The sequence below is a fragment of the Streptomyces sp. WAC03905 genome, from assembly GCF_057371075.1.
Genome location: NZ_JBXYDZ010000003.1, coordinates 780,146 through 804,736 on the forward strand (window position 1 = coordinate 780,146; position 24,591 = coordinate 804,736).

At 69.7% G+C, this 24,591-nt stretch carries 20 protein-coding genes; 2 read left to right on the forward strand and 18 right to left on the reverse strand.

All coding sequences use genetic code 11. From position 1 onward, the window contains the following. Positions 1 to 94: 94 nt before the first annotated feature. From AC2RP6_RS06490 to AC2RP6_RS06505, 4 genes are all read right to left on the reverse strand, one after another. Complete coding sequence (locus tag AC2RP6_RS06490) at positions 95 to 1,084, reverse strand: aldo/keto reductase (RefSeq protein ID WP_486445302.1); 990 nt, start codon at positions 1,082 to 1,084, stop codon at positions 95 to 97. A 181-nt stretch (positions 1,085 to 1,265) separates the two neighbouring features. Further along, positions 1,266 to 2,597, reverse strand: coding sequence for an ABC transporter substrate-binding protein (locus AC2RP6_RS06495; protein WP_486445303.1), 1,332 nt, complete (start codon positions 2,595 to 2,597; stop codon positions 1,266 to 1,268). A 63-nt stretch (positions 2,598 to 2,660) separates the two neighbouring features. Continuing rightward, entirely contained in the window at positions 2,661 to 3,554 is an 894-nt protein-coding gene (locus AC2RP6_RS06500; protein ID WP_486450240.1) for a carbohydrate ABC transporter permease, read from the reverse strand. Positions 3,555 to 3,666: 112 nt separating this feature from the next. Beyond that, complete coding sequence (locus AC2RP6_RS06505) at positions 3,667 to 4,593, reverse strand: carbohydrate ABC transporter permease (protein WP_486445304.1); 927 nt, start codon at positions 4,591 to 4,593, stop codon at positions 3,667 to 3,669. A gap of 499 nt (positions 4,594 to 5,092) precedes the next feature. Between AC2RP6_RS06505 and AC2RP6_RS06510 the strand changes: the two genes are divergently transcribed. Further along, positions 5,093 to 6,547, forward strand: coding sequence for an RICIN domain-containing protein (locus AC2RP6_RS06510; protein ID WP_486445305.1), 1,455 nt, complete (start codon positions 5,093 to 5,095; stop codon positions 6,545 to 6,547). A 75-nt stretch (positions 6,548 to 6,622) separates the two neighbouring features. Here AC2RP6_RS06510 and AC2RP6_RS06515 read toward each other — a convergent pair whose 3' ends face one another. From AC2RP6_RS06515 to AC2RP6_RS06530, 4 genes are all read right to left on the reverse strand, one after another. After that, positions 6,623 to 8,371 (reverse strand): glycoside hydrolase family 35 protein, encoded by a 1,749-nt coding sequence (locus AC2RP6_RS06515; protein WP_486445306.1) that lies wholly within the window; start codon positions 8,369 to 8,371, stop codon positions 6,623 to 6,625. A gap of 108 nt (positions 8,372 to 8,479) precedes the next feature. Further along, positions 8,480 to 8,926: an ATP-binding protein gene (locus AC2RP6_RS06520; RefSeq protein WP_486445307.1), complete on the reverse strand. Its 447-nt coding sequence runs from the start codon at positions 8,924 to 8,926 to the stop codon at positions 8,480 to 8,482. 61 nt (positions 8,927 to 8,987) lie between these two features. Continuing rightward, positions 8,988 to 9,323 carry a putative quinol monooxygenase gene (locus tag AC2RP6_RS06525; protein WP_486445308.1) on the reverse strand — a complete coding sequence of 112 codons (336 nt, stop codon included), beginning with the start codon at positions 9,321 to 9,323 and terminating at the stop codon, positions 8,988 to 8,990. A gap of 58 nt (positions 9,324 to 9,381) precedes the next feature. Continuing rightward, positions 9,382 to 10,419 carry a zinc-binding alcohol dehydrogenase family protein gene (locus AC2RP6_RS06530; protein ID WP_486445309.1) on the reverse strand — a complete coding sequence of 346 codons (1,038 nt, stop codon included), beginning with the start codon at positions 10,417 to 10,419 and terminating at the stop codon, positions 9,382 to 9,384. A 199-nt stretch (positions 10,420 to 10,618) separates the two neighbouring features. Here AC2RP6_RS06530 and AC2RP6_RS06535 point away from each other — a divergent pair, with 199 nt between their 5' ends. Beyond that, entirely contained in the window at positions 10,619 to 10,984 is a 366-nt protein-coding gene (locus tag AC2RP6_RS06535) for a winged helix-turn-helix transcriptional regulator (protein WP_486445310.1), read from the forward strand. 32 nt (positions 10,985 to 11,016) lie between these two features. On the opposite strand, the gene AC2RP6_RS06540 is transcribed toward AC2RP6_RS06535, so the two are convergent. The 10 genes from AC2RP6_RS06540 to AC2RP6_RS06585 form a co-directional block, all read right to left on the reverse strand. Further along, the gene (locus tag AC2RP6_RS06540; RefSeq protein WP_486445311.1) at positions 11,017 to 11,823 is read right to left on the reverse strand and encodes a DeoR/GlpR family DNA-binding transcription regulator; all 807 of its coding nucleotides are present in this window, start codon (positions 11,821 to 11,823) and stop codon (positions 11,017 to 11,019) included. Positions 11,824 to 11,940: 117 nt separating this feature from the next. Further along, positions 11,941 to 13,074 (reverse strand): galactokinase, encoded by a 1,134-nt coding sequence (galK, locus tag AC2RP6_RS06545; protein WP_486445312.1) that lies wholly within the window; start codon positions 13,072 to 13,074, stop codon positions 11,941 to 11,943. Further along, the gene (gene galE, locus AC2RP6_RS06550; protein WP_486445313.1) at positions 13,071 to 14,030 is read right to left on the reverse strand and encodes a UDP-glucose 4-epimerase GalE; all 960 of its coding nucleotides are present in this window, start codon (positions 14,028 to 14,030) and stop codon (positions 13,071 to 13,073) included. Before galE ends, galK begins: the two co-directional genes overlap by 4 nt. Continuing rightward, positions 14,027 to 15,076, reverse strand: coding sequence for a galactose-1-phosphate uridylyltransferase (galT, locus tag AC2RP6_RS06555; RefSeq protein ID WP_486445314.1), 1,050 nt, complete (start codon positions 15,074 to 15,076; stop codon positions 14,027 to 14,029). Before galT ends, galE begins: the two co-directional genes overlap by 4 nt. Positions 15,077 to 15,174: 98 nt before the next feature. Then, entirely contained in the window at positions 15,175 to 16,281 is a 1,107-nt protein-coding gene (locus AC2RP6_RS06560; protein WP_486445315.1) for a heparin lyase I family protein, read from the reverse strand. 772 nt (positions 16,282 to 17,053) lie between these two features. After that, positions 17,054 to 17,863 carry a DeoR/GlpR family DNA-binding transcription regulator gene (locus tag AC2RP6_RS06565; RefSeq protein WP_486445316.1) on the reverse strand — a complete coding sequence of 270 codons (810 nt, stop codon included), beginning with the start codon at positions 17,861 to 17,863 and terminating at the stop codon, positions 17,054 to 17,056. A gap of 356 nt (positions 17,864 to 18,219) precedes the next feature. After that, entirely contained in the window at positions 18,220 to 19,251 is a 1,032-nt protein-coding gene (locus AC2RP6_RS06570; RefSeq protein ID WP_486445317.1) for an ABC transporter permease, read from the reverse strand. Then, positions 19,248 to 20,837, reverse strand: coding sequence for a sugar ABC transporter ATP-binding protein (locus AC2RP6_RS06575; RefSeq protein ID WP_486445318.1), 1,590 nt, complete (start codon positions 20,835 to 20,837; stop codon positions 19,248 to 19,250). The genes AC2RP6_RS06570 and AC2RP6_RS06575 overlap by 4 nt, the downstream gene beginning before the upstream one ends. 136 nt (positions 20,838 to 20,973) lie before the next feature. Continuing rightward, complete coding sequence (locus tag AC2RP6_RS06580; RefSeq protein ID WP_486445319.1) at positions 20,974 to 22,023, reverse strand: substrate-binding domain-containing protein; 1,050 nt, start codon at positions 22,021 to 22,023, stop codon at positions 20,974 to 20,976. A gap of 453 nt (positions 22,024 to 22,476) precedes the next feature. Then, complete coding sequence (locus AC2RP6_RS06585; RefSeq protein ID WP_486445320.1) at positions 22,477 to 24,108, reverse strand: ricin-type beta-trefoil lectin domain protein; 1,632 nt, start codon at positions 24,106 to 24,108, stop codon at positions 22,477 to 22,479. Positions 24,109 to 24,591: the final 483 nt, after the last annotated feature.

Here is a 24,591-nt window from a genome sequence, read left to right on the forward strand (position 1 = left end):
GCACGGTTGCCCAGCGCGCGCCGCGGCCCCGGCACTCGTGAAGCTGATCTCGTGGGGACAGAACCTCGACAGTCCGTCCGACCAGGTGCCTGCCTCAGCGGCTCAGCACATCGATCCCTACCAGATCGCTCTCGGACAATGGTCCTCCTTGCAGGGCGTCGAGGTTCTGGTCGAGTTGGTTCACACTGCTCGCACCGATGATCACCGACACCACCCGGGGGTCGCGCAGCACCCATGAGATCGCCAGCTGCGACAGGCTCTGTCCGCGGTGTTCAGCCAGCCGGCCCAGCGTCCGCAACTGCACCAGCTTGGCCTCGGTCAGGACCCCCTCCCTGAGGAAGCGTCCGACGGACATCCGCGACCCGGCCGGCACCTCCCCGGCGAGGTAGCGGCTCGTCAGAAGGCCCTGCGCGAGGGGTGAGTAGGCGATCAGGCTGGTCCGGGTGTCACCCACGGCGTCCAGTAGTCCGTCTTCCACCGTGCGGTCCAGGATCGAGTACCGGGCCTGGTTCAGCAGTACCGGTGTGCCCAGCTCACGCAGGATCGCCACCGCCTCACGGTGTTGTTCGGCCGGGTAGTTGGAGATGCCGGCATACAGGGCCCTGCCGGAACGCACCGCCGAGTTCAGCGCCCCCATGGTCTCCTCAAGGGGGGTCTGCGGATCGTAGCGGTGCGAGTAGAACACGTCCACGTACTCCAGACCCGTCCGCCGGAGCGACTGGTCCAGGCTCGCCAGGAGGTACTTCCGGCTACCGCCGTGTCCGTACGGGCCGGGCCACATGTCGTAGCCCGCCTTGGTGGCGATGAACAGCTCGTCGCGGTAGGGACGGAAGTCCTGCGCGAAGAGACGGCCGAAATTGCGCTCCGCGCTCCCGTTGGGCGGGCCGTAGTTGTTCGCGAGGTCAAAGTGCGTGACCCCCCGGTCGAAAGCCCGCCGAAGCACCGCCCGCTGAACCTCCAACGCGTGGCCCTCACCGAAGTTGTGCCAGAGGCCCAGCGAGATGGCGGGCAATTGCACACCGCTACGTCCGGCCCGACGATAGGCCATACAGGCATAGCGGTCCTGCTCGGCGAGATAGTCCATGGATTACATCCTGCCCGACTTCGATCAAATTCGGAAGAAAATCAACACACTTCAACATCGCGGGAGTGTGGGTCGAACTGTCGTGGGAGGAGGCGAAGTCCTGGGCCGTGGACGGGCGCCAGGGCACCCGGGCACGAGACCCTCTCCCCCTGCCGTTGCCGGACGGGCCGGCAAAGGGCCCTCAGTCGGCGACGGTGAACCCCTGCTCCGTGCCGTACTTGGCGATGGTGGCCCGCCATGCCTCCAGCCCCTGGGTCAGGGTCGTCGAGGAGACGTAGGCCTTGCCGACGGTGTCGTTGAAGACGGAGTTCGCGTACACCTGGTACGGCAGGTACGACCAGCCCGCGGCGACCTCACGGGCAGCGTCGGCGAGGATGCGATTGGCCTGCTGTCCGCCGAAGTAGGGGAACGGCGTGTCCAGGAAGGCCGGAGATTCCAGGTCCGCCCGCGTGGCGGGGAAGGCGCCGTCGGAGACGCGACTCGTGGCGCCGGCCCCTGTGGTCGCGTACTCGATGAACGCATAGGCCAGCACCTTGTTCTTCGACGCCTTCGGCACTGCGAGGGAACTGCCACCGTTCTCCGCACCCGCCTTGGCGCCCTTGGCCCACTGCGGGAGGGGCGCCACGCGCCAGTCCCCTGAGGCGGCCGGCGCGCCCGAGGTGAAGTTGGCGGGCATCCAGGCGCCGATGGAGAGGGTCGCGATGCTGCCGTCCGACAGACCCTTGTACCACTCGTCGCTCCACGACGTGACCGGCGCGAGCAGTCGCTCGTCGATGAGCTTCTGCCAGGTGGACGCGTACTGCGCCGTGCCGGCGTCTTTGAAGTCGATGCCGATGTCGGTGCCCTCGACCTTGTACGGGCGTCCGCCCGCCTGCCATATCAGGCTGGTCGTGGCGCCGGCGTCGCCGGTGTCGTTCGTGATGTAGAGCTTCGGATCCGCCCTGTGCAAGGCGCGCGCCGCTTCGACGTACTCGTCCCAGGTGGTGGGGACCGCGATGCCGTACCGGTCGAAGACCTTCTTGTTGTAGAACAGCGCCATGGGTCCGGAGTCCATGGGGAGGGCGTAGATTCCCTTCCCGTACCTGACTCCGTTCCAGGGGCCGGTGGTGAAGGTCTGGTCGAGGGCCGAGGCGCCGTAGGAGGAGAGCTCTTCCAGGGATTTGCCGATGGCGAACTGGCCGATGGCGTAGTACTCGACCTGAGCGACGTCCGGGGCTCCCGAGCCGGCGGTGATCGCGTTCTGCAGCGCGGTGTACTGCTTGTTGCCCGTGCCCGCATTGACGAGTTCGATGTCCACCTTCGGATGCTTCTTCTCGAAGTCGGCGGCCACCTTCTTCAGCGTGGGCTCCCATGCCCACACCGTCAGCTTGCCTCCGGCTTCGAGTGCTGCCGCCACGTCCTCCGCGGCACCCTCGGCTCCTGGGTCCGGCGAACCGCAGGCAGTGGCGCCGAGGGCCAGGGCGCACGCCGCGGCGACGGCGACGACGATGCGACGGCGGCTGTTCGATCTCATCGATGGTGCTCCTCATTCGGTGTGCGGACGAAGCGGGTCGGGCGGGAGGGCTGGGCCGGCGCGTCACTCCTTGACGCTGCCGGCGGCCAGACCGGACTGCCAGTAGCGCTGGAGCAGGAGGAAGACGGCGACGATCGGCACGATGGTGAGCAGGGAGCCGGTGATGATGAGGTCGAAGACGGGCTCCCCGCCCGCGGTCCTGGCCTGGGCGCTCCATGCGTTGAGGCCGAGGGTGAGCGGATACCAGTCCGGGTCCTTGATCATGATCAGCGGTAGGAAGTAGTTGTTCCAGGTCGCGACCATGGAGAAGAGCAGGACCGTCACGGTTCCCGGCATCAGCAGCGGGAGCGCGATCCGGAAGAAGATGCGCAGCTCGCCGGCGCCGTCGATGCGGGCGGCTTCGAGCAGTTCGTGCGGTACCGCTTCCGCGGTGAACACCCACATCAGGTAGAGCCCGAAGGGCGAGATCAGGGAGGGGATGATCACCGCCCAAGGAGTGTCGGTCAGTCCGATGCCGCTGAACATCAGGAAGGTGGGTACGGCCAGGGCCGTCCCGGGGATGGCCACCGCTCCGATGACGACGGCGAACACGGCGCGGCGGCCTGGAAACTCGTACACCGCCAGCGCGTATCCGCCGAGGACGGCAAGCAGTGTGGCACCGCCCGCGCCGGCGGCGACGTAGAGCAGGGTGTTCAGGGTCCAGCGGAGGAATACGCCGTCGTCGTAGGCGAGCGTGCGCGAGATGTTGTCCCAGAGCTGGACGTCCTTGCCGAACCACAGGCCGAAGGAGCCGAGGAGGTCCTTCTGGTCCTTGGTCGCGTTGACGGCCAGCCATACGAGGGGAAGGAGTGTGTAGACGAGGACCAGGCCGGTGATCAGGGTCAGCGGGATGCTGGGCCTGGGGTCGAGCGGGGTGTGAGCCCGTCGGGGGCGGGGCCCCGGCGCTCTGCGGGGCAGGTCCGCGGTGGGTCCTCCCGATCCGGCGGAAGCCGCGACCGGGTCCGCGCCGGAGCGTGCGGTGTGCGCCTTGGTGCCCGAGGAGACACCGGTGGAATCCGTGATCACGTTCTCAGTCCTTCCGCATGCCGCGGAGCTGGACCGCGTAGGCGATGACCGCGGTGAGGACACCCATCACGATGGCGACGGTCGCCGCGTAGTTGTGCTGCTGGCCGGAGAAGGCCAGCGAGTAGGTGTAGAGGTTCGGGGTGTAGTCAGTGGTGATGGCGTTGGGTGCGAGGTTCTGCATGATGTTGGGCTCGTTGAACAGCTGGAAGCTGCCGATGATCGAGAAGATCGTTGCGATGACCACCGCTCCGCGGATGGCCGGCAGTTTGATCGCCGTGACGATGCGCCATTCGCCGGCCCCGTCGATGGCCGCCGCCTCGTAGAGGGAACGCGGGATGACCTTCAGGGCGGCGTAGAAGATCAGAGTGTTGTAGCCGACGAACTCCCAGGTCACGATGTTGCCGATGGAGGTGAGCACCAGAGAGGGCGAGAGCGGGTCCGGCAGGGCCAGGCCGAACGCGTCGTTCAGGTTGCCCACGAGGCCGAACCTGGTGCCGTAGAGGAAGCCCCACATCAGGCTGGCCACCACGGCCGGGACGGCGTAGGGCAGGAAGACGGCGACCCTGAAGACGTCCTTGCCGTACAGGCGGCCGCTGTCGATGGCGAGCGCGACGAACAGTGCGATACCCAGCATGACCGGCACCTGGACGAGCAGGAACACTCCCACCCGGGCCGATCCCTCCCAGAACCGCGGATCGTTGAGCGCCTGGAGGTAGTTGGCCGCGCCGACGAAGGAGGTGCCGCCGATGAGTCGGTCGCGCATCAGGCTGAGGTAGAACGCGTACCCGATGGGGGCCAGGAAGACGAGGGCGAACACCGCTGCGAACGGACCGGCGAACCCCCAGCCGACGAGGGCGTTCCGCCTCGTACGGGGACGGGCACGGGAACGAGGCGGAGGGCCTGCTTTTGCCGACGTCGGCAGGAGCGTCATGGTGGGTCCTTGTGTCAGTGACCTGGGGTCCGCGACCGAGGGAGAGATGAAGGCCTCCGGGCCGGAATCGGCCTCATGGGCAGGACCTGATGATGAATGTTTACGTAATCATCGGTCACGCGATGGTGGCATTCCCCTTGGGGAGCGTCAAGCATCTTGCGCCTCGCTGGCCGAAACCGAGCCGTCGGGCGGCGCGAAGTCCGGCGACCTCCGGGACCCCGTCCCTCGCGCCGGCACCTCACTGACCACCCTGCTGCCGAAAGGCCGCCATCCCAGCCGAGCCGACGGGGGCGGCCGAACCGGTTGTGACGATTCGCGTCCGACTGCTTGACACGCCCTGGCGCGGCTTTCAGACTCGCAGCCAGCCGCTGGGTGTTTACGTAAACATTACAGGGGTGGAACACCGACTTCACCGGGGTCGGCGTCATCGCCGGGTCCGGAACCGTGGGCGCCTCCGCCTGCGGATGCCTCCTTGCCCGCCAGCCATCGCGAGGTAATCATGCGACGTCACCCCCCAGGCCTGCTCCCCCTGTACGCCGTTGTGGCAGCCCTCTTTGCGAGCCTCCTCGGCGGTCTCGGCCCCGCCGCGGCCTCCCCCTCCCCCGTCACCGTCGTCAACGCGACGCAGTTCACCGACCCCTCCGGCCGTCCCGTGCACGCACATGGCGGTGGGGTCATCAAGGTGGACGAGTACTACTACTGGTTCGGGGAGGACCGGAATCCTGACAACAGCTTCCGCCACGTCTCCGCCTACCGTTCCACCGACCTCAGGACGTGGGAGCCCCGCGGCCACGTCCTGTCCCAGGCCAGCCACCCGGAGCTGGCCACCGCCAACATCGAACGCCCCAAGGTGATGTACAACCGCGCCACCGGGCAGTTCGTCATGTGGATGCACAAGGAGGGCAGCGCCACCGACTACAGCGAGGCCCGTGCCGCGGTGGCCGTCTCCTCCACGGTCGACGGCGACTATTCCTGGCGCGGGAGCTTCCGGCCGCTGGGGCACATGTCCCGGGACATCACGACCTTCGTGGACACCGACGGCACCGGCTACATGATCTCCGCCGCCAACGAGAACGCCGATCTCCACGTCTACCGGCTCACCGCGGACTACACCGGCGTCGAGACACGGGTGCAGAGGTTGTGGGCCGGCCAGTGGCGTGAGGCTCCGGCCCTGTTCAAGCGCGACGGCGTCTACTTCCTGGTCACCTCCGGCGCCACCGGGTGGGCCCCGAACCAGCAGAAGTACGGCACGGCGGACAGCATCACCGGCACCTGGAGCTCGCTGCGGGACCTGGGCGACGGCAGGACCTACGGTTCCCAGACGGCCTTCGTGCTGCCCGTCGAGGGGACGTCCGGTGTCACCACCCACCTGTACATGGGCGACCGGTGGGGCAACTCCATGGGCGGTATGGTCAACGACTCGCAGTACATATGGCTCCCGCTGAAGTTCCCCACCAGGACCACCCTGTCCATGGACTACTACCCGCAGATCAACATCTCCACGGAGAATGGAACCGTGCGTGGTATCGGCGACTGGAACACCCTGACCGTCGCGCACAGCGGCAAGTGCGCCGACGCCGCCGACTGGTCGGTGGCCGAAGGCGCGGCATTGATCCAGTGGGCCTGCGCGGCGGGCAGCGTCAACCAGCAGGTGTGGTTCCGGGGCGTGGGAGACGGCACGGTACGGATCATGCTCCGCCACAGCGGGAAGTGCCTCGCGGTCCGGGACGCCTCCCCCCATGACGGTGCCGCCATCGTCCAGGCCGCCTGCGGTGACGCGCCCGGGCAGCGGTGGAAGACGGCCCAGGCGGGCCCGACCGGCATGCGGCTCGTCGCCCAGCACAGCGGCAAGTGCCTGGACGTCGCGGACGGGTCCTGGGGCGACGGCGCGCGGCTCGTCCAGTGGACGTGCCACGGCGGTGACAACCAGAAGTGGCGGCGCTCGGCCGTCTGACGCTCTTCCTTCCGGTGCCGGTGGGGCCCGTGCCCGTGGCGGGCTCGCGGCCCCACACGGCCTGCTCCGACGGTGTCAGTCCTCCACGGGGCCGAGGTCCGGCGCGTCCCGGAAGGCCACCGTGCGTTCCCGGCCGGGTGCGTGCAGTTCGAGTACGACGACTTCGTTGAGGCCCGTGCGCAGGACCGGACCCGGCACGTAGAGCGAGCGCTGGGGGCCGCGCGACCAGTAGCGGCCGAGGGCGAACCCGTTGATCCAGACATTGCCCTTCGTCCAGCCGTCGAGGTGGAGGAAGGTGTCGGCCGTCCGGTCCACGTCGAAGGTGCCGCGGTGGAAAGCGGGCCCGGCCGGCGTGACCGACCCGGCGCCGAACGGAAGGTCCTCGATCGCGGTGAGCGGTAGCGGACGGCTCGTCCACCCGTGGAGCGGGGATCCGTTCAGCAGGACGTGACCGAGCAGTCCCTTGCGGTCGTGGATGCCCTGGCCGTAGTTGACACGGCCCTGGTTCTCGACGAGGACGGTCAGGACGGCGCCGCGGCGCGGAGCCGTGAAGGTGAGGGCGTGCTCGTGGCCCTCCCGCTCCAGCACCCCTATGGGCTGGCCGTCGAGGAAGACCTGGGCCCGGTCGCGCACCTGCTCGACTTCGAGCAGGGAGGGTCCAGCATCCGGCAGTTCCGCCTCGTACAGCACGAAGCCGTAGTTCTGGCCGAGTTCCTCCATCGTCAGCGGACGGTGCGCGGCGATGGCGTCCCCGAGGGCCGGCGCGGTGTCCAGCAGAGCGATGTTCTCGGTCAGTGCCACCGCCTCCAGGCTGAATTTCGCAGCACGTGGCGGCGGCTCTGAGGGGACGGGAGCGTATTTGGCGATCACCTTGCGGAAGGCGGCGAACTTCTCGGTCGGGTCGCCGGCCTCGTCGAGGGGTGCGTCGTAGTCGTAGGAGGTGATGGTGGGCCGGTAGGTGTGCTTGTCGTTGGCGCCGTTCATGAAGCCGAAGTTCGTGCCCCCGTGGAACATGTAGAAGTTCACCGAGGCACCCGTGGCGAGCAGTTCGTCCAGTTCCTGGGAGGCCTGTTCGGCGCTCCGGATGACGTGGTTCCCGCCCCAGCGGTCGAACCAGCCGATCCAGAACTCCGCGCACAGCAGGGGCCCGGAGGGCCTGGCGGTCCGCAGGGCGGCGAGGTGTTCGGTGGAACGGCTGCCGAAGTTGGCGGTGGCGAGTACTCCCGGCAGGGCCCCGCGTTCGAGGTCGGCCGGCTGGTCACAGGTGAACAGCGGCACGTCGATGCCGTGCCGGTGCAGGGAGTCGGCCAGGTGCTCCATGTAGGCCGTGTCGTCTCCGTAGGCGCCGTACTCGTTCTCCACCTGTACGGCCAGCACCGGGCCGCCCCGGGTGGCGAGCCGGTCGTGCAGCGGGGGCAGGAGCCGGTCGAAGTAGTCCTCGACCGCGGCGAGGAAGCGCGGATCGCGGCTGCGCAGCCGCATGGACGGACCGGTCAGGAGCCATGGGGGCAGACCGCCGCCCTCCCATTCGGCGCAGATGTAGGGGCCGGGCCGCAGGAGTACGTGCAGCCCCTCGGCGGCGGCGAGATCGAGGAACCGTGGCAGGTCGAGGCCGGCGTCCATGCGGAACTCGTGGGGCCGCGGCTGGTGGAGGTTCCACGGTACGTACGTCTCCACCGAGTTGAGGCCCATGAGGCGGGCCTTGTGCAGCCGGTCGCCCCAGAGGTCGGGATGGACGCGGAAATAGTGCAGTCCTCCCGAGATGATGCGGAAGGGATCCCCGTCGAGCCGGAATCCGTCGTCTTCGATCTGGAGAAGGGGCATGCGCGTGCTCCTCAACTGAGCAGGGGGCGCGGTTTCGCGCTCGCGGGCTGTCACCCGTCTGATGTTTACGTAAACATCCCGCTCGTGGCAAGCCCTTCCGGTGAACGGTCAGGTAGGCAGCTCGGCCCAGACGAGGTGGCTGTCAGAAGTCGCCCGGGCTCCCCAGGCGCTGCTCAGGGTGTCCACCAGCAGCAGGCCGCGACCCGTAAGGCTCTCGGCGCGGACCGCGTGCGGATGGGAGAGCGGGTCGAAGCCCGGGCCGGAATCCTCGACCTCCAGCCGGACCACTCGGCGGCCGTTGCCGGGACACCGCAGGGCCAGGGTGACCCGGGCGGGTGTGCCGCCGTGGCGCACCGCGTTGGTGGCCAGTTCGCTCGCGATCAGAACGAGGTCGTCGCTCAGGCCGTGAAGGTGCCACCCGGCGAGCCGGGCCGTGATCCAGGGCCGCAGCAGGCGTGGGGCGGTGATGTCGGCGGCGAGCTCGTAGCGGTGGACGCACGGGGTGCCCTTGTGGGAGCGGAGGGCGGCTGGGGTGAGGTGGTCGGTGCGAGGCATGGGATCTCCTCGGCTTGCTGGGGTGAGGGAGCCCGCCCGTGACGGGCGGGCCCGGTGGCCGTCAGGCCGGGTCGGCTGTGGCGGTGACAGTGGTGGGAAGCTCGCGCAGCGGGATCAGCCGGATCGGCTCCGCCAGGAGTTCCTCGAAGCGTGCTGCGAAGGCCTGGAAGTGGGGCGTTGCCATGTGGAAATCGAGGGCTGCCTGGTCGGCCCAGGTCTCGCGGACGTAGAAGGTTCCGGGCTCCTCGAGCAGTTCGAAGGGCGTGTAGTCGAGGCACCCGTCCTCGGCGCGGGAGGGTTCGACCAGTGCGGCCAGGGCGTCCTGGAGGGCTTCGCGTCGTGCTGGTTTCGCGCGCACGCGTGCGAGGGCGACGAGCGGGTGCGGGCGGACGGTCATGGTTCTTCTCCTCGGGTCGACGGCGCCGGGGGCGCGGTGTGTGAGTCTGGTCGCCTGTTCAGAAGCCGGTGAGGGTGATCTTGCCGATGGCGCTGCCGGATTCCAGGATCCGGTGGGCTTCGCGCAGGTGGGCTGCGGTGATGGTGCCCAGGTCCGTGGTGGCGGTCGTGGTGAGGGCGCCCCGGTCCACGAGCCCGGCGATGCGGGTGAGGATGTGGTGCTGTCGCGCCCGGTCGGGGGTGCGGTGCAGCGACCGGGTGAACATCAGCTCCCAGTGGAAGGAGATGCTCTTGGACTTCAGGAGCCCGATCTCCACGGGGCCGAAGTCGTCGATGGCGACGATCCCGCCGAAGGGCTTGAGCATGTCCGCGTAGGCGGCGAGGTTGCGGTCGGTACCGGCCGTGCTGAAGACGTGGTCCAGGCCGCCGGGGGCGATCTCGGCCACCTGCTGCGGCAGCGGGTCGTGGTGATCGACGGTGTGCGTGACGCCCATCCGGCGTGCGAACTCGGCGGTCTCGGGCCGCGAAGCGGTGCCGATCACCGTCAGGTCGGTGAGGGCGCGGGCCAGTTGCGCCACCATGGCGCCTACGCCGCCGGCGGCCGCGGTCACCAGCAGCGTGCCGGTTTCGCGACCGGCTTCCCCCTCGCGCAGGCCGAGCCGTTCGAAAAGGCCTTCCCAGGCGGTGAGGGAGGTCAGCGGGAGGGCCGCGGCGTCGGTGAAGGAGAGGGTGGCCGGCTTGGGTCCGACGATGCTCTCCTCGACGACGTGGTACTGGGCGTTGGTGCCCGGGCGGTCGATCGCGCCGGCGTAGTAGACCTCGTCGCCCACCGCGAACAGTTCGACCTGGTCGCCGACGGCGACGACGGTGCCGGCGGCGTCCCAGCCCAGGACTTTGGGCCGACCGCCCGGGTCGCTGTTGCGGCGGACCTTGTAGTCGACCGGATTGACCGCGACGGCTTCGACCCTGACGAGGAGGTCGCGCGGGCCGGGCTGCGGAACGGGCAGCTCGACGTCGACCAGGCTGTTGCCGTTATCGACCGGCAGGCTCTCGCGGAAGGCCACCGCCCGCATCGTGTCGTGCGGCATCTCGTTCATCTCGCTTCTCCTCGTGAAGGTCTTCTTCGCCACGGGTCCTGACAAGGGCTGTCCGGGGTCCTGATCCGGGGGTGCCCCCTGAGCTTGCGACCCGTTCGGGACGGTACCCCTGGGGACGTAGTAACCTGCAAGGGAGGCTACTTCCCATTGGGAAGCATCGAGGTGGAAGACGCACCGGAGGAGAGTGGACGCCATGGTCATGAGCTGCACGTCGGAGCGGCACGACCATCACGATGTCTACGCGGCGCAGTGCCCCTGCCGCGAGGTGCTCGACCTCCTGGCCAACAAGTGGTCCGCGCTGGCCATCGGCGCCATGGGAGACGGCCCGCAGCGCTTCGGTGCCCTGCTGCGCCGACTGGAGGGCGTCAGCCCGAAGGTGCTGACCAGTACACTGCGGCGCCTGGAGGAGAAGGGGTTCGTCGACCGGACCGTGTATCCGGCGGTGCCACCGCACGTCGAGTACGCGCTCACGGCGCTCGGACACAGTGTGGCGGAGCCCCTGGCGCAGTTGCGGTACTGGGTCGAGAACCACCTCGACGAGATCCAGGCGCTCGATCCTGCCTGAGGGCTCTGCCGGAGCTGAAATCCCTGCCGGCCTCAGGGCTGGGTGGTGCCCAGGATCAGCTGTCCGACCGAATCGCGCAGGACGGAGCACGCCTCGGGGTCGAGGCCGTCGTCGGAGACGAAGTAGTCGATCTCGGAGAGCGCGATGAACCGGCTGAGACCCACGACGCCCCACTTGGTGTGGTCGGCGACCACGACCACCTGAGTGGCGCATTCGATCAGAGCACGGTTGGTCTGGGCTTCCGCCAGGTTCGGCGTCGTCGCCCCGGCCCGTTCGGACACCCCGTGGGCGCCGATGATGAGCAGGTCCACCTGGAGGGAGCGCAGCGCCTGGTCGGCGAGGGGTCCGACGAGAGAGGCCGACTTGGTGGGCGCGCCGCCGGTCAGGAGCAGCGTGGGAGCCGTCGGGCCGGATTCGGCGCCGGTGGGTCGCAGCAGTTGGGCGACCGGCAGGGAGTTGGTCACCACCGTGAGGGCCGGTACGTCCCGGAGCCGGGCGGCCACCGCGTACGACGTCGTACCGCCGGAGATGGCGACGACGCTGCCCGGTTTCACCAGGGCGGAGGCGGCCTCGGCCACCGCGGCCTTGGCACGTGACTCCAGGCCGGCTTTCGTCTCGAAGGGCGGTTCGTCCGCGGTGGTGACGGAGGCGCTGATGGCGCCCCCGTGCACCTTCGACAGGGACCCGGTCCGGGCGAGCACGTCGAGGTCCCGGCGGATGGTCATGTCCGAGACGCCCAGCTGTTCCACGAGGTCGGCCACGCGCACCGCGCCGTCGCGGCGCACGATGTCGAGGATGAGCGCTCTGCGCTGGGGTGCGAGGCGGGCTGCTTCGGTCACGATTCTCGTCCCGCTCCTCTGCGCGTCAGGCGTGGCGCCGTCAAAGTCAGACGGAATTCCTCACGAACGAACAGTCTAGTCGCCGGGCGTCGCCCTTACCGCGTTCTTACCGCGTTCTCATGAGATGCGTCCGGCGCCCGCGGCCGGGGTGATCGGGAACAGGTGGGGAACTTGGTATCCGGCCGCGCGGAACGCGGTGGTGACGGCGGTGCCGATCCCTTCCGCCCGGCCCTGTTCCGCCAGCACGATGACGGAACCACCGAATCCGCCTCCGGTCATGCGTGCTCCGAGGGCTCCATGGGCCAGGGCGGTGTCCACGACGAGGTCGCTTTCGGCACAGGAGACCCTGAAGTCGTCGCGCAGCGATGCGTGGCCGTCGGTGAGGATCGGCCCCAGCGCCGCCAGTTGTCCGGCTCGTAGGTGGGAGACGGCGTGGGTGACCCGTGCGTTCTCCTTCACTACGTGCCGGACCAGGGGCACCAGCCGGGCCGGAAGGGCTTGCCCCGCCCGGGGCAGGTCCGCGGGGGTGAGGTCGCGCAGTGCCTCCAGCCCGAGCAGGCGGGCGGCCCGCTCGCACCCGGTCCGCAGGGCCGCGTACGCGCCGTCGCCGAGGTCGTGCTTCACGCGGGTGTCGACGACCAGCAGGCTCAGGCCCTGGGCCTCCGGGGCGAAGGGGACCTGCTCGTGGGCGCCGGCGCGGATGTCGAGGTGCAGGGCCGCACCGGCGGTGCAGCACGCGGAGGCCAGCTGGTCCATGGCCCCGCACGGCACGCCGGCGAAGCCGTTTTCCGCGCGCTGGCAGATCAGCGCGAGGGCGGGTGCGCTCAGGTTCAGCTCGTAGAGGTCGTTGTAGGCGAAGGCGACCGCGCACTCGAGGGCGGCGGAGGACGAAAGGCCGGCGCCGACGGGCACCGTGCTGTCGATGTGGAGGTCGGCGCCCCCGGGCCGGTGCCCGGCTTCGCGCAGCGCCCAGACGACCCCTGCCGGGTACGCGGCCCAGGTGGTGACCGCTCCCGGGGTCAGCTGGGTGACGCGGAGGTCGAGGACGGGGCCGTCCCCCTGGGCGCTGTGCAGCCGGAGCCGGCCGTCCTGTCGCTTCCTTGCCGCGACGAGGGTGCTCTGGGGGATGGCGATGGGCAGCGCGAAACCGTCGTTGTAGTCGGTGTGTTCTCCGATCAGGTTGACCCGGCCGGGCGCCGCCCAGACCCCCTCCGGGTGGGCGCCGTAGATGCGTCGGAAGTCCTCTTTCATGCGGTCACCTCGCGCGCGAAGGCCCAGGCGTCGGCGACGATGGCGTCCAGGTCGGGGCGGCTGGGGCGCCAGCCGAGGCGCTCGCGCGCGCGGGCCGCGGAGGCGACCAGTACCGCCGGGTCGCCGGGGCGGCGGGGGCGGACGATTTCGGGGATCGTCCGGCCCGTGACCCGTCGTACGGAGTCGATCACCTCCCGGACCGTGAAGCCTTCGCCGTTGCCCAGGTTGCAGATCAGATGCTCGCCGGGGCGTGCTGCCTCCAGTGCCAGGAGGTGGGCCTCGGCGAGGTCGGCGACGTGGATGTAGTCGCGTACGCAGGTGCCGTCGCGGGTGGGGTAGTCGTCGCCGTGGACGTCGATGTGCGGGCGGCGCCCCAGGGCCACTTGGAGGACGAGGGGGATGAGGTGCGACTCGGGTTCGTGGCGCTCGCCGCGGCCCGCGTACGCTCCTGCGACGTTGAAGTAGCGCAGGGACACGGCGGCCAGCCCGTGGGCGGCGGCCTCGCCGGTGATCAGGTGGTCCACGGCCAGTTTGGTCGCGCCGTAGGGGTTGGTGGGCAGCGTGGGGGCATCGTCGGCGATCGGCAGTTCTGCGGGTTCGCCATAGACCGCGGCGGTGGAGGAGAAGACCAGGGTGCGCACGTTCGCGTTCCGCATGGCGGCCATCAGCTCCAGCGAACCGGTCACGTTGTTGCGCCAGTACTTGTCCGGGTCCCGTACGGATTCGGCCACCTGTGAGGAGCCTGCGAAGTGCAGGACGGCGGCGTAGTCGGCGGACAGGAGGGCGGCGGCGTGTGCGAGACCGCCGCGGACGAACTCGGCTCCGGCCGGGACGGCTTGGTGCACGCCGGTCGACAGGTCGTCGAGCACCGTCACGCGGTGGCCGTCCGCGAGGAGGTGGTCGACGACGACGCTGCCGATGTATCCGGCTCCCCCGGTCACCAGGTAGCGGCTCATGACGCGACCTCTCGCAGTCGCGCGGCGGCGGCCTCCGGGGTCACGTCGTTGACGAAGGAGTCCATGCCGGATTCGACCCCGGCGAGGAACTTGAGCTTGCCCGCGGACCTGCGCACGGTGAACAGCTCCAGGTGCAGGGCGAGTTCCTCTCCCCCGGTCCTGGGTGCCTGGTGCCAGGCGGAGATGTAGGGAGTGGGGGCCGCCTGCGTGGTTCGCCCTTCCTCGCGGAACAGCCGGTCGAACCGGCGCAGCAGCTCCAGGTACATCCCGGGGAACTCGGTGCGTTCGGCCTGTGTGAGGTGGGTGAGGTCGGGGACGCGGCGGTGAGGGTAGAGGTGCACCTCGTACGGCCAGCGGGCGGCGTAGGGGACGAAGGCCGTCCAGTGCTTCCCGGCCAGGACCACGCGTGAGGTGGCGGCCCGGGCCTCGGCCAGCAGGTCCTCGAAGAGGTTTCCGCCGGTGACGGCCCGGTGCGTGTCGGCGACGGCGATCATCTTGGCAGTGCGCGGAGGGACGAAGGGGAAGGCGTAGACCTGTCCGTGCGGGTGCGCGAGGGTGACGCCGATCTCCGCGCCGCGGTTCTCGAAGCAGTACACCTGCTCGACTCCGGGAAGGGACGACAGCCGCTCGGTGCGGTCCGTCCAGGCTTCGAGTACGAGGCGGGCGCGGTCCTCGCTCAGATCGGCGAAGCTCGCTCCGTGTTCGGGCGTGAAACACACGACTTCGCAGCGTCCGGCGCGTCCGGCCAGGGAGGGGAAGCGGTTTTCGAACACGGCCACGTCGTAGTCCGCGGCCGGTATCTCGCTGTGGCGTCCGTCCCCGGAGGGGCACAAGGGGCACGCGTCGGTCGGCGGGTGGTGGACGCGTCCCTGGCGGTGCGAGGCGATCGTGACCCAGTCCCCCGTCGCCAGGTCCAGGCGCAGCTCCGGATGACTGTCGACGGACTCCAGTGCACGCCGGTCGACCGTGTCGCGTTCGGCGCTCTCATCGAGGTCGTAGTAGATCAGTTCGCGGCCGTCCGCGAGCTTCGTCGAGGTTCTCTTCACGGAAACGTGCCCGTCTCTCGGAGTACGGTACGGCGCTGTCGCTAGCCGTACATCGACAAGAGTAAACAGAAATCAACTAAAGTCAACGGGTGGTCCCGTCACGTGCGTGCCCGGCGGTGCGCTCTGCGCGTCGCGCCCTTCGCGTTGCGCCGCCGCAGCAGGGCGAATGCGCCGCCTGCCAGGATCGCGGCGCCGCCCACAGCGCTTCCGACGACGGCGGTCCGGCCGCTCCCCTGCGCGGTGGCGCCGGTCCGCGCCGCGTGCGCCGTGCCACCGGGAGCGGCTTCGCTTCCGGCGGGCGCGTCGACGGACGGGGCGGGAGAGGCGCTCGAGGGCGAGCCTGTGGGGGTCGAGCCGAGCGACAGCGTCGGGGACGGCGAGGGCGAGGCTTCGCCACCGGGTCCGCTCGCACGGGCCTCGGGGCGGGAACCGGCGGTCGTGCTGGTGATGACGATGTCATCGATGAAGAGGACCGCCTCGGACGCTCCGACCCGCTTCTCCGGCCCCTTCTCGGGGCGCCAGTTGGGGCGGTAGGCGCCGATCCTGAAGTGCGGCGGATCGCCGCGGTGGTAGTTGTTGGCGCCCTGGTGGGAACCCACGGTGACGCCGTCCCGCACGATGGTGATCGAGCCGGGCCTGCCGGGGGCGGACCATGTGATGTCGAAGGTCCACCGGTTCCAATGGCCCGGACGCGCAGCGCCGAGCGGGATGACGGTCTCCTCTATCTCGCCGCCGCTCATCCAGTGCACCTTCAGCTGCCAGTTGCCCCCGTGGACCGAGAGGGCGACGACGGGTTTGATGCCGCCGCCGTCGTCCTGGGTGCTGAACCACTGGGCGACGATGGTGTCGAGGTCCCGTTCCTGCCAGTCGGCGGGGAGGTAGTTGGCGAAGCCGAAGCGATGACTGCCCGCGTCCAGTCCCTTGATGACCAGTTCGGACTTGAACGAGCGTCCGTCGTTGGGGATGTTCACTCGCGCGGCCTGCCCCGGCTTCCCGCCGGGTGCGGGTCCGACGAGGACGCGGCCGAAGCCGTTGATCGCCATGAACGGCAGCTTCTGGGAGGGGGACTCGAAGTCGTACGACACGGAATCGGCGGCGGCTGCCGGGGAAGCGGCGGCCAGGCCGGCAGCGAGCAGGGCGCTGGTGCAGACGGTGAGGAGGCGGGTGGGGCGGCGGGCGGGCGACAGCCGTATGGCGGCGGGCATGGCGTGGCTCCTTGCCGAGGTAGGGGGTGGGGGCACTGCGGCCGAACGGTCGGCGCGGGCGGGACGGGGTGAGATGGGAGTCATCCGCGCGTTCGTATCCGGGGTTCGTTCCCCGCTTTCCTGTTGCTCGACCGTACGGCGGACCATAACGCCATTCCGCATATCTGGCCAAGAGGTGTCGGCGCATACATGGCGAAGGCCGCCCGAGGCTTCAAGTGCCCGACAATTTCGCGGATTTCGGGCCGCTTATCGGCCCTCCGCAATTGGTGCAGAAATGCCGCTCGGACTCGCAAGGAATGCAGGGCAGCGATGCGCCCCGGGCGGACGACGGACGGGGTCACGGCGGTGTCCGCACTGCTCCCGGCGGTACGTGAGGCGCGCACGGGCCGGTGCGGCAGGCCGGTGCGGCAGCCCGGCACCGCCTGCGTACCGCCTGCCGAGGCGGAGGCATTAACGCCGTGCCAGGGCCGAACGGGGCCGGACCGCCACGATCCGCCCGCGCAGAGAGTTGCACCTCGCTGTCGACGGTCTCCGCGCGGACCGCCGGGGACACCGCACCCGCCGTGCAGCAGGCGCCGGCGCCCAGGTCACCGAAACACTTGTCCATGGGGGTCCTGGTGGCACGGATGCGTTGCGCACCGCGTCGCACCGCCGGTTGCCCGAGGGTCCGGCATCGCTCCGGACGTCGGCGACGGAAGTCGGTGACCCGCGGACCGACCTGCCGGACCTCCCTGCCGGGCGGTTCTCCGGCCGTGGGTGCCCGCTCGTCGCTTCACGCCCTGTGCGTGTCCGCCAGGATCAGCCGGCCGACCTGCTCACCGAGGACGGTGCGCGCCTCCTCGGCGAGTCCCTGGTCGGACACGAAGTAGTCGATGTCGGACAGCTCGGCGAACCGGCTCAGCCCGACGACGCCCCACTTGCTGTGGTCGGCCACCACGGCCAGCCGGTTCGCGGCGGAGATCAGCGTGCGGTTGGTCTCCGCCTCCGCGAGGTTCGGGGTGGTCACGCCGGCGCGCTCGGAAACGCCGTGGGCGCCGACGATGAGGAGGTCGACCTGCAGCGAGCGGATCGCCTGGTCCGCCAACGGCCCGACCAGGGAAGCGGACTTGGTGGGTGCTCCGCCCGTGACCAGCAGGGTCGGGGCCGCGGCGCCGTCTTCCGTCCCGAACGACCGCAGCAGCTCCGCGACGGGCAGGGAGTTGGTCACCACGGTCAGGTTCGCGATGTCGCGCAGACGGTGGGCGACGGCGTACGTCGTCGTTCCACCGGAGATCGCCACGACGCTTCCGGGCTGGACCAGTTGGGCGGCCGCTTCGGCGACGGCGGCCTTGGCAGCCGACTTGAGGGTGGACTTGGTCTCGAAGCCGGGCTCGTCGCACGTGGTGCCCGAGGTGCTCACCGCGCCGCCGTGCACCTTTTCCACCGACCCGGTCCTCGCGAGCACGTCCAGGTCGCGGCGGATGGTCATGTCGGACACGCCGAGCTGCTCCACGAGCGCGGCAACTCGCACCGCCCCCTTGCGGCGCACGGTTTCGAGGATGACTTCTCGCCGCTGAGCCGCCAGCGGTGCCGAATCCGTCACAGTCCCACCCATTGATCTCTAGCGAATTCCGGACAGAGATCAATTGTACACTGCATCCATTACGGTTGGGCAAGTGGTTCGCAGGCTCTCCTCCGAACTTACATATCGGAGGGTGTATTTGGCGGACGGCGTATCCGTCGGCCAGCCCAGGTGAGGGGTTGCCCGCTTTTTGTCCGCGGGAGCGATGGTGGCGAATGGCGGCGGTGCGTGCCGAATGCCTGTTCCGATCCGTATTGCCGTCGTGTGATCCGATCGCGTTTCGGTCCCGATCAGTCCCTCAGCCGGCGAGGCCCTCCCCGCAAGGGGCGGGCCTCGCCGGATCGGCCGTGCCGTACGGCCGTCGCGCGTGCCCCGTGTCAGTGGGGCAGGCCGACAGCCCGTTCGCCGCTGCGGCGCTGCTGGATGACGACCGCGGCCACGAGGAGGGCGCCCTGGGCGACGTTCTGCCAGAAGGTGTTGATGCCCTCGACGGTCAGTCCGTTCTCCAGCGCGCCGAGGAGTGCGACGGCGAGGAGGGTGCCGCCGATGCCGCCCTTGCCGCCCTTGAGCGCACATCCGCCCAGCGCGGCTGCGGTGATGGCCTTGAGTTCGAGGCCCTCGCTTCCCGAGACGGGCTGCCCCGAGCCGGTCCGCGCTGTCAGCAGGATGCCCGCGACCGCCGCGACCACACCGATGAGTGCGTAGACGGCCACCAGGTACTTGTTGATGTTGATGCCCGCCAGGCGCGCCGCGGTGTCGTTGCCACCGATCGCGTAGACGTTGCGGCCGATGTCGGTGTACTTCAGCATGACGTGCACGGCGAGGGCCACGACCACCAGGATCCAGATCATGACCGGCACCCCGGCGATCTTTCCCCGGCCGAGGAACACGAAGAAGGGGTCGTTGAGCACGTAGCCCTGCGCGCGGCCGCCGGAGATGAGCTGGGCGACGCCCTTGTAGGCGGCCAGACCCGCGAGCGTGGCGATGGTGGGGTTGACCCGGCCGTAGACGATGGCCACTCCGTTGACCACGCCGACGAGGATGCCGATGCCGATGGCGGCGGCCATCCCGAGGTAGGGGTTGGATCCGCCGGACGTGAAGACCATGGCGCTCACGACGGAGGCCAGGCCGGCCTGGGAGCCGACGGAGATGTCGAGGCCACCGCAGATGATCACGACGGTCTGCACGATGGCGAGCAGACCGGTGATGGTCGCGGCCTCGCCGATGACCTGGATGTTGGCGAGGCTGAGGTAGTTGTCGTTCAGGAACCCGAACAGGGCCAGGACGAGGACGAGGGCGCCGATCAGACTCAGGTTCTGCCCTCCGAGCGAGGAGAGCAGGGTTCCTGCGGTCTTCCGCTCCGGGGCGGGGAGGCTCTCGGTGGTGGCCGGCGTCTGGGTGGTGGTCATCGAGCGTCTCCATCGGCGGAGTCGGTGAGCGGTCGGTCGGATGCGACGGGGGCGAGGTCGTCGGCCATGGCGAGGTTGAGGATGGCTTCCTCCGTGGCTTGCGACCGGTCGAGTTCGCCGGTGATGCGGCCGTTCTGCATCACGACGATCCGGTCGGCGAGCCCCAGGACCTCGGGGAGTTCGGAGGAGATCACCAGCAGGGCGACCCCCTCGCGGGCGAGGTCGGCGATGATGCGGTAGATCTCGGCCTTGGCTCCGATGTCGATCCCGCGCGTCGGCTCGTCCAGGATCAGGACCTTGGGCTTGCGCAGCAGCCACCGGGCGAGCACGACCTTCTGCTGGTTGCCGCCCGACAGTTTGCGCACTTCGTGTTCGATCGAGGGGGTGCGCACCCGCAGCCGGTCGGAGAAGTCCTGCGCCACCGCCTTTTCCTGGCGGCTCTGGACGAAGCGCCAGCGGCGCAGGCGCTCCAGGCTCACCAGAGAGGTGTTGTCCCGGATCGAGCGGTGGAGGAACAGCGCCTGGGCCTTGCGCTCCTCGGGGGCGAGGCCGATGCTCGCGCGGATCGCGTCGCGGGGGCCGCGCAGACGCAGGGGACGGCCGTTCACGCAGACGCGGCCCGATCGGATGGGCCGGTCGCCGGCGAGGGCGAGGGCCAGCTCGGACCGTCCGGCTCCCATGAGCCCGGCCAGGGCGACGACTTCTCCGGCCCGGACCTGGAGGTCGATCTCGCTGACGTCGTCCGTGGTGACGCCCTCCAACTGCAGGACCACCTCGTCGCGGGCGACGTCCTGGCGTACGAACAGGGAGGACAGGTCACGGCCCACCATCAGGCGGACGACCTCCCCCTCGCTGGTGTTGCGGGCCTCCAGCACGCCGGCGACGGTGCCGTCGCGCAGGACGGCGATGCGGTCGGCGAGGCGGAAGATCTCCTTCATGCGGTGGGAGACGTAGATGACGGCGATGCCCTGGTCCCTGAGCCGGTCGATCAGGGCGAAGAGCGCTTCGACCTCGTTCTCGGAGAGGGAGGAGGTGGGCTCGTCGAAGGCGATGACTTTGGCCTCACCGGTCAGCGCCCGCAGGATCTCGACCAACTGGCGCTGTGCGGGGGTGAGTTCTGAACCGAGCTGATCGGGGTGGATGACCTTCTCGAATCCGAGCCTGGCCAGGTCCGCGGTGATGCGGCGGCGCAGCTCCGCGCGGTCGAGGCGGCGCAGGGCGGTGCGCGGCAGGGCCCCCGCGTACACGTTCTCGGCGACCGAGACATGCGGGATGATCTCGGGCTCCTGGGGGATGATGCGGATCCCGGCCTTGTGGGCGTCGTGGGGCGAGGACAGGGTCCGCGGGCGTCCGTCCCAGAGGATGCTTCCCTCGGTGGGTTGGTGGTCACCGGTGAGGATCTTCAGCAGGGTCGACTTGCCCGCTCCGTTCTCTCCCATGAGGGCGGTCACCCGGCCCCGGGGGAAGGTGAGCGTGACGCCGCTGAGCGCCTGTACCGCGCCGAACCGTTTGGTGATGTTCTCGACGGAGACCTCTTCGCCGGAATCCCGGGCGGGGGCGGGTGGCTCTGTACCTGCTGTGGTCATGGGGGCCTCGCAAGCTGGGGTTACGTGGGGCATTCGTTCCAGCGACGCTGCTGGTCGGCGGTGGTGGTCCGGGCGGATGGCGGGTACGGCCTCGCCGATGCGGCGGGCCGTACCCGTCCTGGTCCCGGGCGCGGGCTCAGCCGCAGGTGACGCCCGCTTCCTTCCAGTTGGAGGCGTCGACCATCTTCGTGGGGGCGAAGGCCTCCTTGGGGAAGTCCTTGCCGTCCTTGAGCTTGTCGAACATCGTCTGCACCGCCAGGGCGCCGACGTCCTTGCCGTTGATGAAGAGTGCTGCCTTCATGCCGGACGGCTTGCCGGAGCTCCAGTTCTTGCAGGCGAGGTAGGCGCCGAGGCCGACGCCGATCACGTTGTCGGCCGTGAAGCCGGCGTTCTCCAGGGCGGTGACACCGCCCTGGACGTTCTCGTCGTTGCAGCCCCAGACCACCCAGTGCTTCACGGAGGCGTTGGCGGTGATGGTCGCGGCGATCTTGTCCTGTGCGCCCGTCGGGGAGTTGTCGGTCGGCACGTCAATGTTCTGCACCGGCGTGCCCGCGGCTTCCGCGAACGCCTTCTTCGCGGCATTGACGCGGTCGGTGCATACGGTGACGTCCTGCTTCCAGGCCGATATCGTGCGCGTCTCCGCCGGGTTCCAGCCGGCCTTCTTGAACTCTTCGGCGGCCCGCTTGCCGACCTCGCCGCCCATCTGCTGGCCGCTGAAACCGATGCGGGGCACCAGGTCGTCGGGGCCGCAGGCGGAGGGGTCGGGGCCGGTGCTGCAGATCTGGTCGTCCGACGTCAGGAGGGCCACCTTGCCGGTCTTCGCCAGCTGTACGACCTGCGGCCCCACGGCCGGGTCGGGAACGACCACGATCAGCCCGTTGCTCTTCTGCGAGATGGCCGCCTGGGCCTCGCTCACGGTCTTGTTGGCGTCGTTGCCCAGGTTCACCACCTTCAGGTCGATCCCGAGCTCACTCGCCTTCGCCTTCGCGCCGGCGGCCTCGCCGATGAAGTACTCCTGGTCGCCCTGCTTCTGCAGGTAGGTCAGGGAGATCTTCCCGTCGACCTTCCCGACGTCCGCGGAGCTTCCGGTCGTCTCCTGACCACTGGAACACGAGGCAAGGACGAGCATGGTGGCCAGGCTCAGGGCCGCGGCCGCTACCGGGCGGCGGTGGTGGTGAGTGAGCATGTCGATCCCTTTGCTTGAGCGGGTCGCGAGCGACCAGTGGGGCACGTGCGATGGGGTGGGTTCGGTCCGGCTGCCGTCGTGAGCGCCGCGGTGCTGAGGGTCCCTGGAGACTCTCGAGGGAGGGGGTGCCCGACCTGGGCGGACGAGTCCCCGCAGACGATCCCCTGGGGGAATCCGCCACAGTCAGCCGTTTTCAAACTTGATGCAACAGAGACAAGCGCCGTTTCCGCCATAAGTCAACAGTGTGAACCATGGGTTTCGGATTGATGCACCCCTGTGACCTCCGCCGCCGCCCCGGGGCGGCGGTGCTGCCGGGCGGGCATCGGCCCGGGCAGAACGGCTGTAGCGCAGGCCGAGGGGCCGCACGGAACGCCGCCGCCGCAGGCGCGCGGCAGGCCCCCTCGCGGGCGTTGGTTTCTATCGGAACCTGTCTGAAATTGTTGGACTACTGAGTCAAGGTGTCTGCCCGGCGGGTTCGTTCCAGCGCTGTTCCGCCGACGGACCGGTGCGGCCGAAGGTGACGGGTGCTCCGGGCTCACCGCCCCCGGACGTCACGGCGTAGCCGGGTGCCACCCGGGGCTTGATGCGTCCGGTCGCATCGGTGGAGAACACCAGGTTGTCGCCCTCGGCACGGCCGAACGCCGAGCACGACCAGATGCCTACGCCGTCCGCTGCGGAACCGCGTGCGTCCAGGCAGTAGGCCGGGTTGGCGGCATTGCGCAGGAGGCCCTTGTCGTCCAGATGCCACTGCTGCGCCTGGGCCCCGGCGCGGCAGCGTGCGGTGATCACGTCGACGCCGTTGGAGAAGGTGCCGCCGCGGACGTCCAGGCACAGGCCGGTGGCGGAATTGACGGCCGGAACGTAGGCGGACGCCCGGAAGGGCCGTACGGGATCGGTCGTCGCGGGGTCCGTCGTCGGAGTGGGGCCGAGTGTGGGCCCGTCACCGGGCGACGGGCCCGTCGCGGAGGGAGACGCGCTGGGGGAACGATGGGGTGGGGCGGATACGGAAGGGCGCGCCCTGCTCGCCGACGGAGCGGGGGACCCCGCGCCGCCCGCCTCGATGTCCGCCCCCGGGGGCTGCCCTTGAGCCGCGGTGGGTGGCTCTGGCTCCCAGGCCGCAGGGACGACGAAGGCGAGCGCCGCCGTCGTGATCAAGGCCGCCGCGACGAGGAGCACCCGCGCGTCCGGCTTCCAGCCGGAGGGCTTCCGGTCGCGGGCAGGGGGCTTCGGCCGGCGTGGGGTCGCAGCCGCGACGGGGAGGGGAATGGTGTCCTCGGCGTCCGGGCCCGCGGCGTCGCGGGATGCGGCGGATGCGTGGAGGACGCCGGCAGGACCGAACAGGGAGCCGGCCAGCAACGGGCCGGGGGTGTCGCAGAGGGCGACCAGGCCGCGCAGCGCGGCAGCGCACCCGGGACAGTCCTCGACGTGCAGCGTCAGGTCCGGGTTCTCCCGGACGTCGGCGCGCACCGCAGCGGCATCGAGCATGCGCGCGTACTCGCGGCAATGCGGGTTGGCCCGGGCCTGCAGGTGAACCAGCAGGAAGGCGTCCCGCCAGGCGGCCAGTGCGCGGTGGGCCAGGTCCGGTACCGCGTCGGGCCGGTCACCGGTGATCGTCGCGACGTCCTCGTCCGGCTCCCGTTCGACCACGGAATGCCACAGGACCGCCTGCGTGCGGGGCGGCAGGGTCGCGAATCCTTTGCGGACGAACGACTGGAGGCCCGGGTCCGGCGGGGCATCGGCGGCGCCGGTCGACGCCCCGGGTACGACCCCGGCCGGTCGCACGGCCCGTTCGTCGGGCTCCGCCCCGGAAGCCGCGGACGGTGCGGGGGGCATGGCCTCCGCCACCAGTGCCAGCAGCGACAGGCGAGGGGGACGGTCCACGGTGTCGGTCGTGGTGCCCAGCCCGTCGATGAACCGCCCGATCGCACGGTCCGCGGCACGCCGGGCCGGCAGCGGGTCGCCGTCCGCGGCGATGCGGGCGAAGGCGGAGACCCTCGGGCCATGGCGTCGGCGCAGCTCGGTCTCGGCCGTCGGGGCGGCCGGGCCCGCGGCGCGGATGGTGTCACACAGTTGCTGGTCGGTCATGCGACTCACAACGGAGGGGTGGTTTGTCGACACGTAGGACATCCTCGATGGGGAGGGAGAGTCGCCCTATTGTTCAGGACACGACACACATCTCAATAGTTCTTGGCGGCGAAAGTTCGGGAGAGCATCCTCGGAAAATGCATCGGCCGAATTTTCGGGCAGGGCGAGTTTCCGGAGTTATCCATAACGAGAGCTCCGGTTTTCATTTCACCTGCCACCGGCCTGGGAATCGAGGGCAGCGCAAAGTTGCTCGCACCGGCCGGCGCGCCTCGAGCATGACGACGGCGCCCACCCCGCACCGAACAGAATCGGACATTCACGCAAGGAAGTCAACACTGACGATCTTGCGCGACTGCTCACGGAACCCGCCGGTACCCCAAGGCCCGCTTGGGTCGTGATGGCCCGTCTTATTGACAGAAGGTCGAACAGTTCACGACACGGGCTCCTGTCGGGGCTCGGGGGAGGGGCCCGGCGCAACCCGGA

Excerpts from the sequence above, each read along its gene's own strand:
- AC2RP6_RS06490 (WP_486445302.1), bottom strand. The coding sequence starts at position 1,084 with ATGGACTATCTCGCCGAGCAGGACCGCTATGCCTGTATGGCCTATCGT.
- AC2RP6_RS06495 (WP_486445303.1), bottom strand. The coding sequence starts at position 2,597 with ATGAGATCGAACAGCCGCCGTCGCATCGTCGTCGCCGTCGCCGCGGCG.
- AC2RP6_RS06505 (WP_486445304.1), bottom strand. The coding sequence starts at position 4,593 with ATGACGCTCCTGCCGACGTCGGCAAAAGCAGGCCCTCCGCCTCGTTCC.
- AC2RP6_RS06510 (WP_486445305.1), top strand. The coding sequence starts at position 5,093 with ATGCGACGTCACCCCCCAGGCCTGCTCCCCCTGTACGCCGTTGTGGCA.
- AC2RP6_RS06515 (WP_486445306.1), bottom strand. The coding sequence starts at position 8,371 with ATGCCCCTTCTCCAGATCGAAGACGACGGATTCCGGCTCGACGGGGAT.
- AC2RP6_RS06520 (WP_486445307.1), bottom strand. The coding sequence starts at position 8,926 with ATGCCTCGCACCGACCACCTCACCCCAGCCGCCCTCCGCTCCCACAAG.
- AC2RP6_RS06525 (WP_486445308.1), bottom strand. The coding sequence starts at position 9,323 with ATGACCGTCCGCCCGCACCCGCTCGTCGCCCTCGCACGCGTGCGCGCG.
- AC2RP6_RS06530 (WP_486445309.1), bottom strand. The coding sequence starts at position 10,419 with ATGAACGAGATGCCGCACGACACGATGCGGGCGGTGGCCTTCCGCGAG.
- AC2RP6_RS06535 (WP_486445310.1), top strand. The coding sequence starts at position 10,619 with ATGAGCTGCACGTCGGAGCGGCACGACCATCACGATGTCTACGCGGCG.
- galK (WP_486445312.1), bottom strand. The coding sequence starts at position 13,074 with ATGAAAGAGGACTTCCGACGCATCTACGGCGCCCACCCGGAGGGGGTC.
- galE (WP_486445313.1), bottom strand. The coding sequence starts at position 14,030 with ATGAGCCGCTACCTGGTGACCGGGGGAGCCGGATACATCGGCAGCGTC.
- AC2RP6_RS06560 (WP_486445315.1), bottom strand. The coding sequence starts at position 16,281 with ATGCCCGCCGCCATACGGCTGTCGCCCGCCCGCCGCCCCACCCGCCTC.
- AC2RP6_RS06570 (WP_486445317.1), bottom strand. The coding sequence starts at position 19,251 with ATGACCACCACCCAGACGCCGGCCACCACCGAGAGCCTCCCCGCCCCG.
- AC2RP6_RS06575 (WP_486445318.1), bottom strand. The coding sequence starts at position 20,837 with ATGACCACAGCAGGTACAGAGCCACCCGCCCCCGCCCGGGATTCCGGC.
- AC2RP6_RS06580 (WP_486445319.1), bottom strand. The coding sequence starts at position 22,023 with ATGCTCACTCACCACCACCGCCGCCCGGTAGCGGCCGCGGCCCTGAGC.
- AC2RP6_RS06585 (WP_486445320.1), bottom strand. The coding sequence starts at position 24,108 with ATGACCGACCAGCAACTGTGTGACACCATCCGCGCCGCGGGCCCGGCC.